Below are 16,299 nucleotides of genomic sequence, written 5' to 3'. Positions count from 1 at the left end.
CTAGCATGACCACAGCGGGGGCATTTAGCTGTTTTCTTTTGTACTTTAACCGATAAAATCAATGTTCCTTCTGCCTCTTGGATTTTTTCAACTATGACTCCTGGTAAGTTAAGGAGTTTTGTTATTTCTCTTTTCACAATTACTAGCCTGGATTTTAGGGACACCATCTTAACAGTTTAGCACACTAAGTCCGGAAGACCCCGTAATTGTCGGGTAAGGTTTGAGGGTCGCCCCTCTCCCCTCCCCTGAGAACCGTACATGAGACTTTCGCACTCATACGGCTCAAGCCTTACTTCAAGCGAGATTTGACTGGGATTTTATGTACCTGCTTGTGACACGGTTTGTGTATGTGCTGGAGGTTTTCCACGTCGTCTGTTCCACCTTCAGCAACAGGTACTATGTGATGGATTTCGATTTCTTCTCCGTTGAATAAAAGTTCGCCACATTTTGAACATTTCCAGTCTTGGTTCTCGGCTATCTTATAAAGTTTGGAACCTTTATCAAAGCGAGTTTTGCCAAGCTTCCGGTGACGTTTATACCAATATTCTTTTAGGGAGGGGTCGTCGGGACTTGCGTCTCCTTTAACCTTGATATGGCGTTCGATGGGAGTAGATGCGATTTGGTATAGGATAACTTCTTTATCCTTTCCCTGGCGGTCGCTTGTGGTACAAGCGAATGTCCATCTATTGCCTTTAATGGTTTTGAAGTAACGCTTGCGAATCCCATTTATCACCGCCAGTTACTCCAGACCCTAATCTTTTGAAGCATTGGTCTATAGCGTCTTGACAGCTTCTTCCCGGTCGGAATCCATAAGAGTTTTTTTCAAATACGGCTTCCCATTCAGGTTCTAGTGCATTCTTTACTATACTTACAAAAGTCACCAAGCTTTCTCGCACGAAAGATTCTCTGCCGTAGGTTTCTAACAAGCTTGTTAACTTTCTTCCAATTGACCTGGTTCCAGTCTTCAAGTTGTCCCTTCAGTCCGTTTGTTGTCAGTGATGACACCATCTAACTTGTCCTCAGAGCGAGATTCCCTTGTGTGATTTTCTTTCGTGTAAGACCCAGAAGAGGTCAGCTTTCCTTTCGGTCAGGGATAATATTTCAATCCCTATCTGACTCATTACAAGCCAGCATTTGCTTTTTCTTCCATCCTTTACCCTCCAGAGGGTTAAGTCTTTGTTACCTCAGACCGACTAAGAGTAATCGACCTCTCTTAGACTCTGTAGGGCTTACCCTGTTGTATCCTCTAGCTTTTCAGTCCCCTTTAGGTTGCTATCTATTCGGCGGTGGAGGTTTTGTTCACACGATTTATGAAAATTAGAGTCATAAATCCTATCCACTTACCTTTTGGTTAAAGCCTATCAGCCTTTTTTGGCTTCTCTTTGAGTAACGCCGTTTAAACGATAGTTCACTTTCGTTCACCATTGGGATTTCCCTCTTGCTCCTGACCGCCGTAGGCTGGCAGCTTTGGCTACTTTTGTGGTCTGCATTCCGACTGTTTCGTTACCTACTTGGTCGTGACCGGACTCTGTTGAGTCTTTTACGTGAGGGTAGCAGGTGTGAATCCGCTAGGGAAGTCGGCTTCCCGTGCTAAATGACCAGTTCAGGTCGCGCCTAATTCATCAAATAAGCTGTGCCACGCCACTACTACATTTCAGAAATTTAGCTGACAACATTAGGGTGTGTTGGCTTCAGCGCGACTCTGCATGGTGTCTTGCAAGTGTTCACCTTTCTCACGCTGCTGGGCTGCTGATTCTCGGCTTCGTTCTTGAGTCGGGGTATCAGCCGAGGGCGCTTCGACTTCTGCTTCTGCACGGTTGAGCATGTTTTGTTTCAATTGTTCGTCGGCGAGACGTTCTTGAGTGGCAATTTTCCGTGCTTGGTCTTGGGTATTCATAATTTTATTCTCCATATTCTTTACACTGCAATGGTTATCGGAGTTTTTTGCTTGTTCGGATCAAATCTACATATCATCCGACAAAAGCCTCCGAGCCTATTCTCTTTGGTAACAAGATTTTGGTGTCCAGATCGTCCCCCAAAAGGGAGAAATTCGGCTGATGATCTAGGGCTAAAGCCCCTACTACAAACCACATTGTTCCAACTTCGCCGCCATAACTTCAGCATGACGCCACCAGTCGTAATAGCCTCCCACCCAGCGACGGGATGGTAGATGTCCGGCTGGAGCTTTAAGATTAAATTGATAGGCTGTATCCGGAACGCGAGGATTGTGAACCGACCAACCCACGCGATCGCAAAACCTGGGATAATCGGCTTCAACCTCTTGATAGATGCGACGTTGCACTGTCCAGCCAAAATGGTTTTTACTGTATTTCTCCCATAGTTGATCCAAAGTCCGCAAGTCTTCACAGGGTAACTCTTGAATATCACTCAACTTCAGATAATAACCGGGGAATTTGCCACAGGCTTGACCCAATATTATCCAGGTTTCTTCATCTGCTTTTTGCCATTTATGGGTAACCAAAAGTTGCTTTAGTCGCTGATAGTCAATTCCCACTTCTGAGGCGAGACGATTTCGTTTAGTTTTGCGGGTTTTGGGTTGCCAAAGGTTGATAAAATGAGTGCCGACAGGAGGAGAGGTAGCAGGTGTCAAATCCGTGATCACCTCATCAGCCGATTGATAGCGTTGTTTGAGGCTAGAATGAGTTAACTGATCCAGGATTTTGCCTAGGCGATCGCTAATCTGGGTTCCAGGGGGTAAAAAATCTCGCCACACCCAGGTTTCATTGAATGTATCATACAGGTCAAAGGGGGAGACCTGAGTCATTAGATAAAGGCAGGTTACTCCCACACTATACAGGTCACTTGCCCAAAATGCTTTGCCTTTAAGTTGTTCCGGTGCCATATATTCTGGGCTACCAATAATTGTACCCGTTTGCAGTAAGGCGGTATCCGTCAGCAATTTAGCAACGCCAAAATCAATTAACACTAACTTCCCGTCATCTTGGCGGCGGATAATATTGGCAGGTTTAATATCTCGATGGAGTACACGATGGGAATGAATATAGCGAATCAAGGGTAATAGTTCACGCAATAATTCCCAAATTTGCTCTTCGTTGTACTGTCCCTGCTGGGTTAACTCCTCGCTCAAGGTTAGCCCCGCAATAAAGTCTTGAATTAAATAAAGTTGTTGATTCTGTTCAAAATGTGCCAAAAGTGCGGGAATTTGCGAATGGTTACCCAATTCATCTAAACGGATGGCTTCTTGTTGAAACAGTTCTTTGGCTTTTGGTAAGGTTTCTGGAGCGGAATTTGCCAGATAAAGTTGTTTGATCACACAATAGGGTTGACTGGGAATATCTTCGTCAACTGCCAAAAATGTTCTGCCAAATCCACCGCTACCGAGGGGGCGTAGAGGGCGATAGCGTTCTTTTAGCCGTAGCATTTCCCCACAGGTTTGACAAAATTGAGCGGAATCGATGTTTTCTGGTGTCAGGCATCCCGGTTTAATACAATAAGTCATAAGTTATAAGCAAAATTCGCCCTAACTGTAGAGACGTAGCATGCTACGTCTCTACATCTCCTACTACGTTTCTATATCTCCCTCAGCTTGCCCATTTCCTGTTCCCTGTTATACCTGTTCTCTCTAAGTCATTATTAGGAGACAATTTGAATTCCATGACTGGCAAACTTTGTTACCCAAAACCCTAAATTTGGATCAGGGATTTCTGACTGGACTTGTTGTAAAAGCGCTTGAGCCTGTTCCTGAGACTGACAAAGAGCGAATACTGTAGGACCCGAACCGGACATCATTGTGCCTAATGCACCGCAATTTTCAAAGGCTTGCCGCAGTTGCAGGACTTGGGGATAGTTAGGGAGTACAACTTGCTCCAAATCGTTGTACAGCAGTTGACCAATTTTGGCGAAATTTTTATTTGAAATTGCTTGAACCATTGAACCCGAATGCACACGAGTGGGGGGATTTATCGTTTCAGTTATTATCGATTTATCTACTCCCTCAGAACGTCCATACTTATTGCTAAACTGAGACCGATAGGTTTGATATGCCCAAGCTGTAGAAACGGCTAAATTTTGATGTTTGGCTAACACCAGATAGAACGAATCCAGATTGGGTAAGGGATCAAGTTCTTCGCCTCGCCCGGTTGCGATCGCGGTTCCCCCAGCTAGACAAAAGGGTACATCTGAACCCAGTTTCGCGGCTAACTCTTGTAATTCTGGCTGCGTGAGTCCCAGTTGCCAAAGCATATTCAATCCAACCAAAACGGCGGCGGCATTGGTTGACCCTCCCGCCAATCCAGCCGCGACGGGAATATTCTTTTTGATTGTGACTTCCACACCGCCAAACTGCGCCCAGCAATCGGGAAACTGTTGACTCATCAAATCCACCGCCCGGTAAGCCAGATTGGTTTTATCTAGGGGAACTTGCGGGTGATCGCAGTGAACTTGAATGGTTTGAGTCCCAATAGCCCGGACACTCACTTGATCAGCGAGTTCAATGCTTTGCAGGATCATCGCCAGTTCATGATAGCCATCGGCGCGATCGCCTAGTATTTCCAGATACAGATTAATTTTGGCAGGGGCGATGAGGGAGTAGGAACGCATGGGAATGATGAGTTATAAATTATGAATTATGAATTATAAATTACATCGAATAGGTTACTCGTGCAGCTTTGTGGACATAATCCATCAGTCAATTCCCTGCTCCCAGACGTGCCATGGCACGTCTCTACATTGCTTCCTCTGCTCCCCCTTCTGTTCGGTTTAAGCGATTAGCCAGAGCAACCCATTGGCTAACGCTCAAGTCTTCAGCACGGGCTTGGGGATGACTGTCTACTTGTTCAAGTAATTGGTTAATTGTATCGCGATCGCACAGGGATTTGAGGTTATTTCGCAACATTTTCCGCTTACTGGCAAAACCTAGCTTGACTAAGGTTTCTAGCTGTTGGGGGTTATCGGCTGAGGGGTCTACAATTCGGGGACGCAAGCGGACAACAGCAGAGTCAACTTTGGGCGGTGGGGAAAAGGCTTTGGCGGGGACATCACAGATCCAGTCACAGTCTGCCAGATATTGTACCCGCACCGATAATGCACCAAATGCCTTAGAACCTGGTTTGGCACATAATCGTTGTGCCACTTCTTTTTGCACCAAGAGTACAATTAACTCAAAAGCGGGAGTAATCGGTTGGGCGATGGTTCCCAGCAGCGTTTGCAAAATCGGTCCAGTAATGTTGTAGGGAATATTAGCAACGACTTTATTGGGAGACTGGAAATGAGGAAAGGCGGCGAGATGTTCGGCTAAGTTCAGGGATAGAATGTCACCTTGTAAGAGTAAAAAATTCTCGTTTTGACCTAAACTTTTGACCAAACGTTGGCACAAATCCCGGTCAATCTCAACCGCCACCAATGACTCCACCTCCCCTAAGAGTCGCCGTGTCAGCACACCCGTTCCCGGACCAATCTCCAGCAGGCGATCGCTCGGCTGCAACTTGGCGGCTGTTATGATTTGATTTAAGGCTTTTTCACTACGCAGCCAATGTTGAGCGAACTGTTTATGGGCTTTGGGTGTCATTAGCGTATTGATTATGAATAAGGGCGGGTTTTGTTGTTCAGTTGTTGGTAACTAAGTAGTCGGACTGGCATAAAACAGCACGCCCACGCTTGTTTTGTAAACAAGCCTCAAACCTTGACAAAGGACGTAGCTTGCTTCTCGATGAAAGCGAGTATGACGAATGATACCAAATCCGGGAAACGCTAAGCTGTTTGGCATTTAAACCTTAATATCAATAATGGCACAATCCTTGTAGTGCGAGCATCTTGCTCGCTACTAATACCCAATTTAAATGCATTACAGCTTACCTCCGTTATCACCCAGTCCGCGCAGGCGGACTTTGTTTGTGTAGCAGCGATTTCAATCGCCTCCTCTTGCTTAGCTAGATTGAATCCCTAAACCCTCCCTACAAGATTAAAAAATCTTTCAGCCTCTGTTGGTTCTCCGCGATGTAATCTCGGGCAAACATAGTTAGATTAGCAATATTTTCCGGACTGGCGTTGTCGATCTCAAAACTCATAATATCGGGTTGGAGACGGAGGTAGCGCTGAAAGTCACGATTATCTAAGTCCTGAGAACTCAGAATCTGCCGAGTAATATAATCATGAATATCAGAAGAGGCATCAAATAATACATCAATCAGGCGTCCTTTCCATCCCCATTGTGCCAATCCCCAACCGCGTGTCTCATTCCAAGGAAATGGACGCTCAGAACTTCCAGTACCAATTGAGAGTACAGAAATGTCTTGAATTGAATAATTTAATCGTAGGGCTTCTGCCAGAGCCGCCGCTGCCGGATTGTTGGCACCAACGCCACCATCAATGACCGAATATTGTCGCCGTGGTGTTTGTAAAAGGTGAGCTGGGAAATAGGTGGGTGCAGAGGAGGAACAGACGCAGGCTTCCCATAAAGGAATCGTGAAAAAATCTTGGTCTTGACGCCAACTTTTGAATAAGCTGTCATGCATTTAAATTGGGTATTAGTAGCGAGCAAGATGCTCGCACTACAAGGCTTTCGTCATTATTGACATTAAGGTTTAAATGCCGAACAGCTTACAATCGGTTTTCGCCCCATTGTATCGTAGGCAATAATCATCAGTTGCAGAGAATCCTCAATATCCGATAACCGGGTTGAGCCAAACTCTTCTTGTAACACTTGAATTAAGCCGTCATCTGGGTAGAGCGGTGCTGAAAGACCGTATTGAAACACTAATCCCAACCGCCGGGGGGAAAAACGACCTTGATAAGGAAAAATTCTTGCCCCCTTCTCTTGATAGAGCCTGATAATCTCCTGGCTTTTGCGTCCCGTGGCGATAGCTGAGGCGAGGATTGAACCGGTAGACGTTCCGGCAATCAAATCGAAATATTGGTTCAAAGGTTGGTTGAGAACTCGTTCAACTTCTGCTAAGATGACGGCTGAGATAATGCCGCGAATGCCTCCACCATCTAGGCTTAAAATTCGATAGGTCACTTTTAAATGTCTCCCCAACTCTCGTTTAATTGTAACTTGTATTACAGTTTTCAGAAAAGCGTTTAGGTAATCAATAAATAGAGAAAGTGGGCAAAAGTTGGAATAGGGTATTTTTTTGGCATCACATTTATAACTTATAGAGCATGTCCCAATCAGGCATGAAATCCTAGGCTAGTTGCTAATGACCCAAAAAACACTCGAACCACTTTGCTACTGTTTTCCGTTTCCTATTCCCGGTTTCCTATTTAGGATTTAAGGGAACCATTCTATCCCGATTGACCCTTTACTAAACCATACTTATGTCAGATCTATATGTTACTTGGTCAGAATACCATAAAAAAATTGAACGCCTAGCTGTCAAGATTTATCAAGCCAACTGGGAGTTTAACCAAATTGTCTGCATTGCTAAAGGAGGACTGCGGGTGGGGGATATCCTCTGCCGAATTTATGGTAAACCCTTAGCGATTCTTGCTGCATCCTCTTATGGGGGTTCCCAAAACCGTGTCCGAGGTGAAATCACGTTTTCCCACCATCTGACGATGACAACGGAAACCTTGGGGAATCGTGTGCTGCTGGTGGATGATTTAGTGGATTCCGGCGTTAGCCTACGGGAATCGATGAATTGGCTAGAGGAACGGTATGGGAATGAACTGGAGGAGATTCGCACGGCGGTTTTGTGGTACAAAGCTCACTCCCTAATCACCCCTGATTATTACATGGACTATTTACCCGACAATCCCTGGATTCATCAACCCTTTGAACCTTACGAACAGATAAGTCCGACTGAGTTAGCCGCAAGCTATTTGGTCAAGGAAGCCTAAGTATTTGTACTTATCAGGTTGCACAGCATTTTAAACCTTATGTCTAAAGAAAGACGTTTGTAGAAGGCAACTTTGAGTATGGTGAGTTAATTAGGACTTATCACTACACAACTATTATGTCAGACCCACAAACAACGAACCCCATCGCCGAGGCAAAGGAAAACGTAGCTGAGGCAGTTCCTACCCCACCACCCCAACAGATGCCAGAGTCTAGCGCTCAAGCCGTTAAATCCCGCCTCCAATGGGGTGAACCCGCTTTGACAATTTTGGATGTTCGCGATCGCGCGGCTTTTAACCAGGCTCGGATCAGAGGTGCGGTGCCTATGCCGATGGATGAATTAACGGATCGTGCCATATCCAGTCTCGAACCGCAACGTGAGATCTACGTCTACGCTGACAATGATCAACAAAGCAATCAAGCCGCATCCCAACTGCGGGAAGCCGGTTTTGAATCTGTATCTGTTCTCAAAGGTGGATTAACGGCTTGGAAAGCGATTTCTGGTCCAACAGAGGGCCCTGCTGAGCAACTTTAATTGGGTTTTGGTATAACTTCAAACGTTATCGACATTGCCTTGACACTCCCCCTTTTAGAAAAAGGGGGATTCTGCGGAACTCACATTCCACATATCCTGAGAAAACAGTTCTAATTATCTTCCCAAGGTTCCCAGGCACACGACTTCCTCATCTCCCTCATCTCCCTCATCTCCCCCCGCTTCCCTAAATGACTATTCCCACTCAATCGTTCCCGGTGGCTTAGAGGTAATATCGTAAGCCACCCGATTCACACCCTTAACTTCATTCACAATCCGATTAGAAATGAGTTCGAGTAAATCGTAAGGAACTCGTGACCAATCCGCCGTCATCCCGTCCTCACTACTGACCAAACGCAGCACAACTGGATACGCATACGTGCGCTGATCCCCCATTACCCCAACACTGCGAATCGGGAGTAAAACAGCAAACGCTTGCCAAAGTTCTTTATAAAGTCCGTGTCGATTAATTTCCTGGCGCACAATCAAATCCGCATCACGCAAAATATTCAGCCGTTCTGCGGTGACTTCGCCAATAATCCGAATCGCTAATCCGGGTCCGGGGAAGGGATGACGCCGGACAATTTCTTCGGGTAAACCAATGGAACGCCCCACTTTGCGAACTTCATCTTTGAAGAGTTTCCGCAGGGGTTCCACTAACTTAAAACGCAAGTCTTTGGGTAAACCCCCCACATTATGATGACTCTTAATTTTCACCGCCACCCGTTCCCCGGTTTTGGGATCAACATTAGTATCCGCTGACTCAATCACATCGGGGTAAAGCGTACCCTGAGCCAAATAGTCAAAAGGACCCAGGATTTTGGATTGTTCTTCAAAGACACGAATAAACTCATGACCAATCCGACGACGCTTTTCTTCGGGATCAGTCACCCCTTCCAGTCGAGCCAGGAAGCGATCGCGGGCGTTAACATATTCTACAGGAATATGGAATTCATCCTGAAATAGCTTAACCAATCGTTCTGGCTCCAGTTTTCGCATGAAGCCTTGGTCAATAAACATACAGGTCAATTGGTCGCCAATCGCCTTGTGCAATAAGAAAGCTAGGGTTGAGGAATCCACACCACCGGAAAGAGCCAGCAATACCCGTTTATCCCCCACCTTGGCGCGAATTTCGCGAATGGCTTCCTCGACAAAGGCTTCCGTCGTCCAAGTGGGTTCGCAGTTGCAGATGTGATACACGAAATTGCGAATTAACGCGATACCGCCAACCGAATGCACGACTTCCGGGTGAAACTGCACCCCATAGAGCTGCTGCTGGTGATCCGCGATCGCGGCGCAAGGAGTATTATCGGTATGGGCTAGGACTTCAAAGCCGTCTGGCAATTCCTGACAGGAATCCCCATGGCTCATCCACATCGTTGAACTTTCTTCCACGTTCGTCAACAAGTCCGTGGGATCATCAATATGCAGCTCGGCTTTGCCATACTCTCCCCGTTGAGAGCGAGTTACTTTCCCACCTAGTTGCTGTACCATTAACTGCATCCCATAGCAAACCCCCAAGATAGGGATACCTAGATGCAAAATTTCGGGATCACACTGAGGTGCAGCGTCATCGTAGACGGAATTCGGACCTCCCGATAGAATAATTCCTCTGGGACTCAGTTGTCGGAGTTTTTCAGCGCTGGTGCGATAGGAAATAACTTCCGAATACACCTGAGTTTCGCGGATACGACGCGCGATGAGTTCTGAATATTGAGAGCCAAAATCCAGAATCACAATCATCTGGCGATGTAACTGGTTTTGTAGAGGGGTTGTGGGTAATGTCTCTACTGGTTGAGATGCGTTTCCTGTGGGTCTAGTCACTGCTTTGTCCTGTAAGCGCAATTTGAGTAAGATCAGGATATATCTCGCTGAGCAAGTCTGCTACTGATCAGCGAGAATCTATTGGTTTAACAGATGGAGCCAAGCTTTATAGATATTCTTACCAACTTAACATAATTGCGAAAGTAATGTGGCTCCCGTTGGGCTAGTGACGATGACTTGGCGGTTGCGATCAAATAACAGGGAACCGACTCGTACTTCTTGCTGGCTATGCTTATAAATATAGTCTTGGCTACGTTTATCTATCGTAGACGCGATCGCCCGATAAATCTGATTCACCCAATCACTGCCCTCCTTAGCATCCAATTGCCGCAAATAGGTCAACGCGGCTTCGGTGGTGGGACTGGTAAAAACTGCCTGTAAAATCGGCGTGGGTAATCCCACTTGAGCGCCATGAGCGGTGAGAATTTCCAAGCGTCCATCAGCTAAGTGATGATGGGTGTGAAAAATGCCTCCCGCTAACTTGATCAGCTTACCATGATACCCGAATAATAAAAGTCCGGGGATTTCCTGCAATCCCGCCGCCACTAATAGAGATCCTAGCCAATTAGCCGTTTTGACTAATTGCTCTGGATTAATTCCCATCTGTCGCGCCAAACTTAACCCATTTTCTCCCACACAGAAGACTAAACAATCAAAACAGAGGGCTTTAATTTGCAGTTGTTCGCGATAAGCTTGCAGTTGTTCAGGAGCGCTTAACGGTTGAGAAATACCTGTCGTTCCCAACAATGATAATCCTTCTAGCACACCAAATGCAGCATTCGATGTCCGTTCTGCCAGTTTACGTCCTTCGGGTAAAATAATTGTCACCTGAATTTTCTCATCGGGTGCAAGTAAGCGACTGAGATTCCGTTGTAATAACGTCTCAGCGTAGGCATAAATTGCCGCTTTTCCGGCGGCATTTAATTGTCGCCCAATACCTTCACCGCCGACTATCTTTACCTGTTCGATTTGCTCAGATTGTCCCCATTCCACAACTGCCCAAATTGGAGTATTTCGGGTTAGATCAATATTATCCCCCGGATCACTGCGGGTAATTGCCAATGCCATTCCTGGGTGAATTCCGGCGACTTGCTCAATCGGAATGTCTGCCGTTTCTTGAGGTTCAATTAAGTCTACAGATACGGCATCTAGGGGTTTAGCTTGGCGCAACCACTGCAACGCCGCCATAGCGGAAGCACAAGCAAAGACGGGTAGAGTATATCCAGATCTCATTGACATGGTAGATCATTCGATTCTTCACTGGGACAAAGCGACGCCCTAAACCCAACCAATAACATCCCGGATCTGAGACTTGGCATACTCGCAGTCAATATGCTGCTGTGCTTTAGATAACGCGGTTTCCGGTCGCTTGTACCAGCGTTGCGATCGAATACAAAGACCATCTTGTCGAGTAGCTTCCCAGGAATAACGGGCGCGGTCTACTACCAACCACACTTTATAACCTCGATGCTGGTGTTGGGGGAATTTCAACAGACCAATTTCAGCTAGCACACTTAGGCGCATCCGGGAACGAGCTAACCGTTTCATCAACTCCAGAAAGCAAACAGCAGCGCGTTTAGCATCATCATGAGAAGGGTAACGATAGCGATCTCTGGGTTCAAACTTAAAATCAGATCCAATCAGTGAAAACCGAAACTTCCCGGACGCTTCCTCAACGAAGGTGACTCGCCAGGAGGTTTTGGGATACCGAACGCAGAAGCCAGAAGGCTGAATTTTGACCGTCGCTGTCATCTGAAGTCTAAAGTATAAAGGGTGGAAGACATTGAAAGAAGGTAGAAATCACCATCAAAATTTTCAGGCGTCTCGCTGAAACAGGAAGCGTTACTATGCCACAATCCATTGGGAGCATATCACCTGTGTAGGTTGGGTTGAGGAACGTAGGCGGAGCCTTCTCGCAGAGTAACCCAACTCCCAAAATCTCTTGTTGGGTAACGCTTACGCTCTACCCAACCTACAGTAATGTTTTGTGCTATCACGCTCCATACTCCCCAATCCATAATAGCCTTGCCAGCCCGGTATCCGCCTCAGTAAATTGTCGCATGTTCTAAGAAAAAAGTTGATGCTGATCTACCTATCTCAGGCTGGGAAATGTTAAGGTTTAAGGCAGCTAACTGAAGCCGTTTAAGATTGCCGAAACCCTTGATATACCGTAGGGTGGGTTGAGCGAAGTCGAAACCCACCAGCATACCAGTCAGTACCATTCATGTTAAGGTAGCGAAGCTAACCACTTGTTCGTTCATCCCATCGAGGAGTGAGGAAATGTCAGGAGTATTTCCACGCCAACGACACAAAAAACACAAGACAACCGTAAAACGCTTTCTCCTGTTCGCTGGACTAAGTTTAATCAGTTTTATCCTCTGGGGAGTCATCACCCAAAACCGAGTGACCGCCTCAGAGGTTATGCCGACTCAGATAACGACCAACACCAACACCTATTGGCAGGGAGGTTCGTTTCCCGTTGAGAATTTTCAGGCTTATACCTCCCCCTACGGCTACCGTCGTTCTCCCCGTGGATCAGGTACAGAATTTCATCGCGGCTTAGACATCGCCGCACCCGAAGGCAGTTACATTCGCAACTGGTGGGCAGGTCAGGTGGTATCCCTCTCCGATAATACCGCCTGTGGCACCTCTATCACCATCCAATCCGGTGAGTGGAAGCATATCTACTGTCACCTCAAAGGTCATGTGGAAACAGATAACCAAGGCGTGTATTTGAGCGATCGCAGTGGCGGGATTCAAATCTGGAAAGGTCAACAGATACCCACCGGAACCCGAATTGGTCGTGTGGGTATGACCGGACGCACCACGGGTCCTCATTTGCATTGGGGGTTAAAGTATGCCGACAAATACATTGACCCCGCCTTGGTTCTCCGGGAAATGTACCGACGGCAAACAGCATCGAATTAGGGGTTGCTGAATAAGTCTTGTGGTGAGGGGAGCGGGGGAAGACTTCGGCGTGAGCGCTCAGTCGAACGCTGGGGAAGCCAATGTAGAGACGTGCCATGGCACGTCTGGGAGCTGGGGGAGCAAGGGTACATTTTTCCTAAGTAATAGGAGACGTATCACTAATAACAATCACAACCGTCCTGCTGCCCGTAAATTGCTTAAATCCGTCTCAAAATCCTCCACATCATAGTGAATCGGAATCTGACGAGACGCTAATTCGTGCTGAAACCGAATCCGGGGCATCCCTAGCAAATGACTTGCCTTAGCCAGACTTATTTTTTTCTGCTTAAATAGCAGCAGAACAATTTCTAAGAGGAATTCAGGTTCAGATAATCCACTTGCCCGAATAATTTCATCAGAAATAACTAAACTCATCGGCAAACTATCCTTCTACTTAAGAGCAATGGCACTGAAATAAGCCTTGTTAGATCGCCAAAACCTTTAATATACCGTAGTGTCGTGGCACACCTAAAATGGTAGATTAGAATTGTAGGGGCGCAAGGCTTGCGCCCAGTTTAAACGTCAAATCTATTCCACAATTTTAGCTGTGTCAGTCCGCCATCGTGGGTTTCGACTTCGCAAGGGTCCACCAGCATACCAGTCAGTGACATTCTACTTAAGAGTGGTTTTCATTCAGGTATTATCTGAGAAATAGCGTCAACGAGTCGATTTAACCCGTTCAATGGGCAACACAGCGAACATAATTCACCCGTTAACAATAGACGAAAAAGCAGATGACATAAACCTTACAGCCTTCTGCCTTCTGCTTTCCTTTTTGCCTTCCTAATGTATCACCGCCATTTGTTTTTCTGGCAGTTGGGTGTGTTCGGCAACAATTTGTCGAAATTGCTCCCCTTCAATGGTTTCCTGCTCCAACAAAAGGTCTACTAAGCGATCAATCAACGGTCGATTGTCGCGAATTAGCTGACGAGCTTCCTCATAGCATCGCATCGCGATCGCTTGAACCCGATGATCGATTTTAGCGGCAACTTCTTCGGAATAGTCCGACCGCTGAGTCCAACCGCCGCCGAGAAACACTTCGCTATCCGGGCGTTCCAAAGCAACCGGACCTAAATCAGACATCCCATAGCGAGTCACCATCTCACGCGCCAGTTCTGCCACTTTCTTAATATCACTAGCGGCACCAATGGTCACTTCACTATGACCAAATACTTCTTCTTCCGACGCCCGACCCCCTAAAGCAATGGTAATCTGATCAATGAGCCACGTCCGAGGCAAGTACAAATCCCCCAGATCAGTGGAGCGACTGATATCCATGAATTCTTCATTGGGTAGGGGTTGAGCAAACCCACCCACGCCACCGGAACGGGGCAAAATTGTCACCTTGTTTAAGGGATCAGAATTTTTCAGGATGGTCATCAGCAGGGCATGTCCGACTTCATGGTAAGCAATTAATCGCTTTTTCTTACTATCCAGAAGCGGTGTCATTTGCAGACCAATACTGACGCGATCGATGGCATCATCAATTTCTAGGGGGGTAATTGCCTCTTTGCGCCGTCGGGCGGTGAGGATCGCCGCCTCGTTGAGCAGGTTCGCCAAATCCGCGCCCGAAAATCCCGGAGTGCGTCGGGCGATCGCTTCTAAGGATATCTCTGGTGCTAATTTCTTATTCCGACTATGGACATCCAAGATCCCCAGCCGTCCATTATAGGTAGGGAGATCTACCATAACATGGCGATCAAATCGCCCAGGTCTGAGCAGGGCGGAATCTAAAACATCGGGACGGTTGGTCGCTGCAATGATGATAATTCCCGTATTTCCCTCAAACCCATCCATTTCTGTGAGTAACTGGTTGAGGGTTTGCTCTCGCTCATCGTTACCTCCACCGATACCCGCACCCCGTTGTCTGCCAACGGCGTCGATTTCGTCGATGAAGATTAAACAGGGAGCATTTTCTTTGGCTTTTTTGAATAAATCCCGCACTCGCGAGGCACCCACTCCGACGAACATCTCCACAAACTCACTGCCAGAGATACTAAAGAACGGAACCCCCGCTTCTCCCGCGATCGCTTTTGCCAGCATGGTTTTTCCTGTACCCGGAGGACCAACTAACAGAACCCCTTTGGGAATACGCGCACCAATGGCGGTAAATCGTTCCGGTTGTTTGAGAAATGTGACGACTTCTTGTAATTCTTCTTTGGCTTCTTCAATCCCTGCCACATCACCAAACTGTATCCCTGTTTTCGCTTCCATCTGAAAGCGAGCGCGGGATTTGCCAAAGTTTAACGCTTGACCTGAACTACTCGCCGAGCGGCGCAGAATCATCATCAGTCCGGCGAGCAAGAGTAAGAGCAAAAATAACTGCATCACCAGCCCTAAAGCGGCGGAATTATTCGTGGTTGGCGTCACATCCAAGGGAATATTGGTGTTTCGCAGTTTCCCAATCAGTTCGCCATTTTGCTCCAGTAGCATGATTTCTTGGGGCGGTTCGGCGTCTTCCTGTCCCGCTAAGTAGACTCTGGCAACATTACGGGCGGGGTCAAGTTCAACTTTTTCGATATCACAATCCGTTTTCGGGGTCTGATTGGGTTGGTTCTCTTCGTCGGGGGATGAGGGGGGTGGCGTGCAGGCATCAATTTTCTGCAAAAACTGCCCATAGCTTAACGATGGCTTTTGCTCCGTCTGTTGCGCTTGGGCAGGGACACCCAACATCACACCTTGAACGATCACTAAGCTGGTTACCATACGCCACCAATAACGGACTTTAACCTTTGGTGGCTTTGGCTTACCCGTTGAACCTCTACGCGGTTCTTGTCCCATCCATGATCTCATCCAGGAACTGTTGTTCATCCAAAATTTCCCTTGTTGGTCCTGTCTATTAACTCGCAGCGTTATGCTGCCAAGGCGTGAAGTGGCACTTTCAACTGCTTCCCAATCTCTAGTTTAGCTGATCCGGCGATAGGTTCCCTACGTCTGACCTCCTGAGAAGAGCGAAGGAACAGCAGCATGGCATAAACGAAGTGTCTGACTCATTTGTTTTTTTACTTATTTTATGTTGGCAAGAGAGTATAAATATTATTTTATTACACCAATAAGCAATAGGGTTTGGAATGAATTTTTGAGCTTTAATTAAATCAAAAATATTAATAAATTGATATTTTTAGGTATTAGCGTTAACCCTCTAGATTTTATCTAAAAA

At 46.6% G+C, this 16,299-nt stretch carries 16 protein-coding genes and 1 pseudogene; 3 read left to right on the top strand and 14 right to left on the bottom strand.

Annotation, left to right across the window (positions count from 1 at the left end; genetic code table 11):
• The 9 genes and pseudogenes from RIG66_RS29200 to RIG66_RS29160 form a co-directional block, all read right to left on the bottom strand.
• A pseudogene (locus RIG66_RS29200) lies at positions 1-137 on the bottom strand (ISL3 family transposase); the annotation flags it as partial.
• A gap of 152 nt (positions 138-289) precedes the next feature.
• Positions 290-733: an HNH endonuclease gene (locus RIG66_RS29195; RefSeq protein ID WP_446382911.1), complete on the bottom strand. Its 444-nt coding sequence runs from the start codon at positions 731-733 to the stop codon at positions 290-292.
• A 107-nt stretch (positions 734-840) separates the two neighbouring features.
• On the bottom strand, positions 841-1,008 hold the full coding sequence (locus RIG66_RS29190) for a reverse transcriptase N-terminal domain-containing protein (RefSeq protein WP_446382909.1): 168 nt from the start codon (positions 1,006-1,008) through the stop codon (positions 841-843).
• A gap of 667 nt (positions 1,009-1,675) precedes the next feature.
• Positions 1,676-1,897, bottom strand: coding sequence for a hypothetical protein (locus RIG66_RS29185; protein ID WP_446345935.1), 222 nt, complete (start codon positions 1,895-1,897; stop codon positions 1,676-1,678).
• A 183-nt stretch (positions 1,898-2,080) separates the two neighbouring features.
• Complete coding sequence (locus RIG66_RS29180; RefSeq protein WP_446382906.1) at positions 2,081-3,481, bottom strand: protein kinase domain-containing protein; 1,401 nt, start codon at positions 3,479-3,481, stop codon at positions 2,081-2,083.
• 134 nt (positions 3,482-3,615) lie between these two features.
• Positions 3,616-4,581, bottom strand: coding sequence for a 4-(cytidine 5'-diphospho)-2-C-methyl-D-erythritol kinase (gene ispE, locus RIG66_RS29175; protein ID WP_446382904.1), 966 nt, complete (start codon positions 4,579-4,581; stop codon positions 3,616-3,618).
• A 124-nt stretch (positions 4,582-4,705) separates the two neighbouring features.
• Positions 4,706-5,548 carry a 16S rRNA (adenine(1518)-N(6)/adenine(1519)-N(6))-dimethyltransferase RsmA gene (gene rsmA / locus RIG66_RS29170; RefSeq protein WP_446382902.1) on the bottom strand — a complete coding sequence of 281 codons (843 nt, stop codon included), beginning with the start codon at positions 5,546-5,548 and terminating at the stop codon, positions 4,706-4,708.
• A gap of 385 nt (positions 5,549-5,933) precedes the next feature.
• Positions 5,934-6,494 (bottom strand): patatin-like phospholipase family protein, encoded by a 561-nt coding sequence (locus RIG66_RS29165; RefSeq protein WP_446382900.1) that lies wholly within the window; start codon positions 6,492-6,494, stop codon positions 5,934-5,936.
• A gap of 62 nt (positions 6,495-6,556) precedes the next feature.
• Positions 6,557-6,997, bottom strand: coding sequence for a patatin-like phospholipase family protein (locus tag RIG66_RS29160; protein ID WP_446382899.1), 441 nt, complete (start codon positions 6,995-6,997; stop codon positions 6,557-6,559).
• Between the two features lie 299 nt (positions 6,998-7,296).
• Between RIG66_RS29160 and RIG66_RS29155 the strand changes: the two genes are divergently transcribed.
• Positions 7,297-7,818, top strand: coding sequence for a phosphoribosyltransferase (locus RIG66_RS29155; protein ID WP_006105570.1), 522 nt, complete (start codon positions 7,297-7,299; stop codon positions 7,816-7,818).
• Positions 7,819-7,934: 116 nt separating this feature from the next.
• The gene (locus RIG66_RS29150; protein ID WP_446382898.1) at positions 7,935-8,351 is read left to right on the top strand and encodes a rhodanese-like domain-containing protein; all 417 of its coding nucleotides are present in this window, start codon (positions 7,935-7,937) and stop codon (positions 8,349-8,351) included.
• Between the two features lie 192 nt (positions 8,352-8,543).
• Here the strand turns inward: RIG66_RS29150 and guaA are convergent, their stop codons facing one another.
• The 3 genes from guaA to RIG66_RS29135 all read right to left on the bottom strand — a co-directional run bounded on the left by guaA (position 8,544) and on the right by RIG66_RS29135 (position 11,924).
• Positions 8,544-10,172 (bottom strand): glutamine-hydrolyzing GMP synthase, encoded by a 1,629-nt coding sequence (gene guaA / locus RIG66_RS29145; protein WP_446382896.1) that lies wholly within the window; start codon positions 10,170-10,172, stop codon positions 8,544-8,546.
• Positions 10,173-10,298: 126 nt separating this feature from the next.
• Positions 10,299-11,411, bottom strand: a complete 1,113-nt coding sequence (gene cbiD, locus RIG66_RS29140) for a cobalt-precorrin-5B (C(1))-methyltransferase CbiD (protein WP_446382894.1) — start codon at positions 11,409-11,411, stop codon at positions 10,299-10,301.
• A gap of 39 nt (positions 11,412-11,450) precedes the next feature.
• Complete coding sequence (locus tag RIG66_RS29135; protein ID WP_446382892.1) at positions 11,451-11,924, bottom strand: hypothetical protein; 474 nt, start codon at positions 11,922-11,924, stop codon at positions 11,451-11,453.
• A 528-nt stretch (positions 11,925-12,452) separates the two neighbouring features.
• Here RIG66_RS29135 and RIG66_RS29130 point away from each other — a divergent pair.
• Positions 12,453-13,100 carry a M23 family metallopeptidase gene (locus RIG66_RS29130; protein WP_446382890.1) on the top strand — a complete coding sequence of 216 codons (648 nt, stop codon included), beginning with the start codon at positions 12,453-12,455 and terminating at the stop codon, positions 13,098-13,100.
• A 168-nt stretch (positions 13,101-13,268) separates the two neighbouring features.
• On the opposite strand, the gene RIG66_RS29125 is transcribed toward RIG66_RS29130, so the two are convergent.
• On the bottom strand, positions 13,269-13,514 hold the full coding sequence (locus RIG66_RS29125) for a UPF0175 family protein (RefSeq protein ID WP_006105527.1): 246 nt from the start codon (positions 13,512-13,514) through the stop codon (positions 13,269-13,271).
• Positions 13,515-13,922: 408 nt separating this feature from the next.
• Positions 13,923-15,950, bottom strand: a complete 2,028-nt coding sequence (gene ftsH / locus RIG66_RS29120) for an ATP-dependent zinc metalloprotease FtsH (protein ID WP_446382888.1) — start codon at positions 15,948-15,950, stop codon at positions 13,923-13,925.
• Positions 15,951-16,299 lie beyond the last annotated feature (349 nt).

The organism is Coleofasciculus sp. E2-BRE-01 (genome assembly GCF_040221695.1).
Lineage (GTDB): Bacteria > Cyanobacteriota > Cyanobacteriia > Cyanobacteriales > Coleofasciculaceae > Coleofasciculus.
This window is presented reverse-complemented; position numbering and strand designations above follow the sequence as displayed.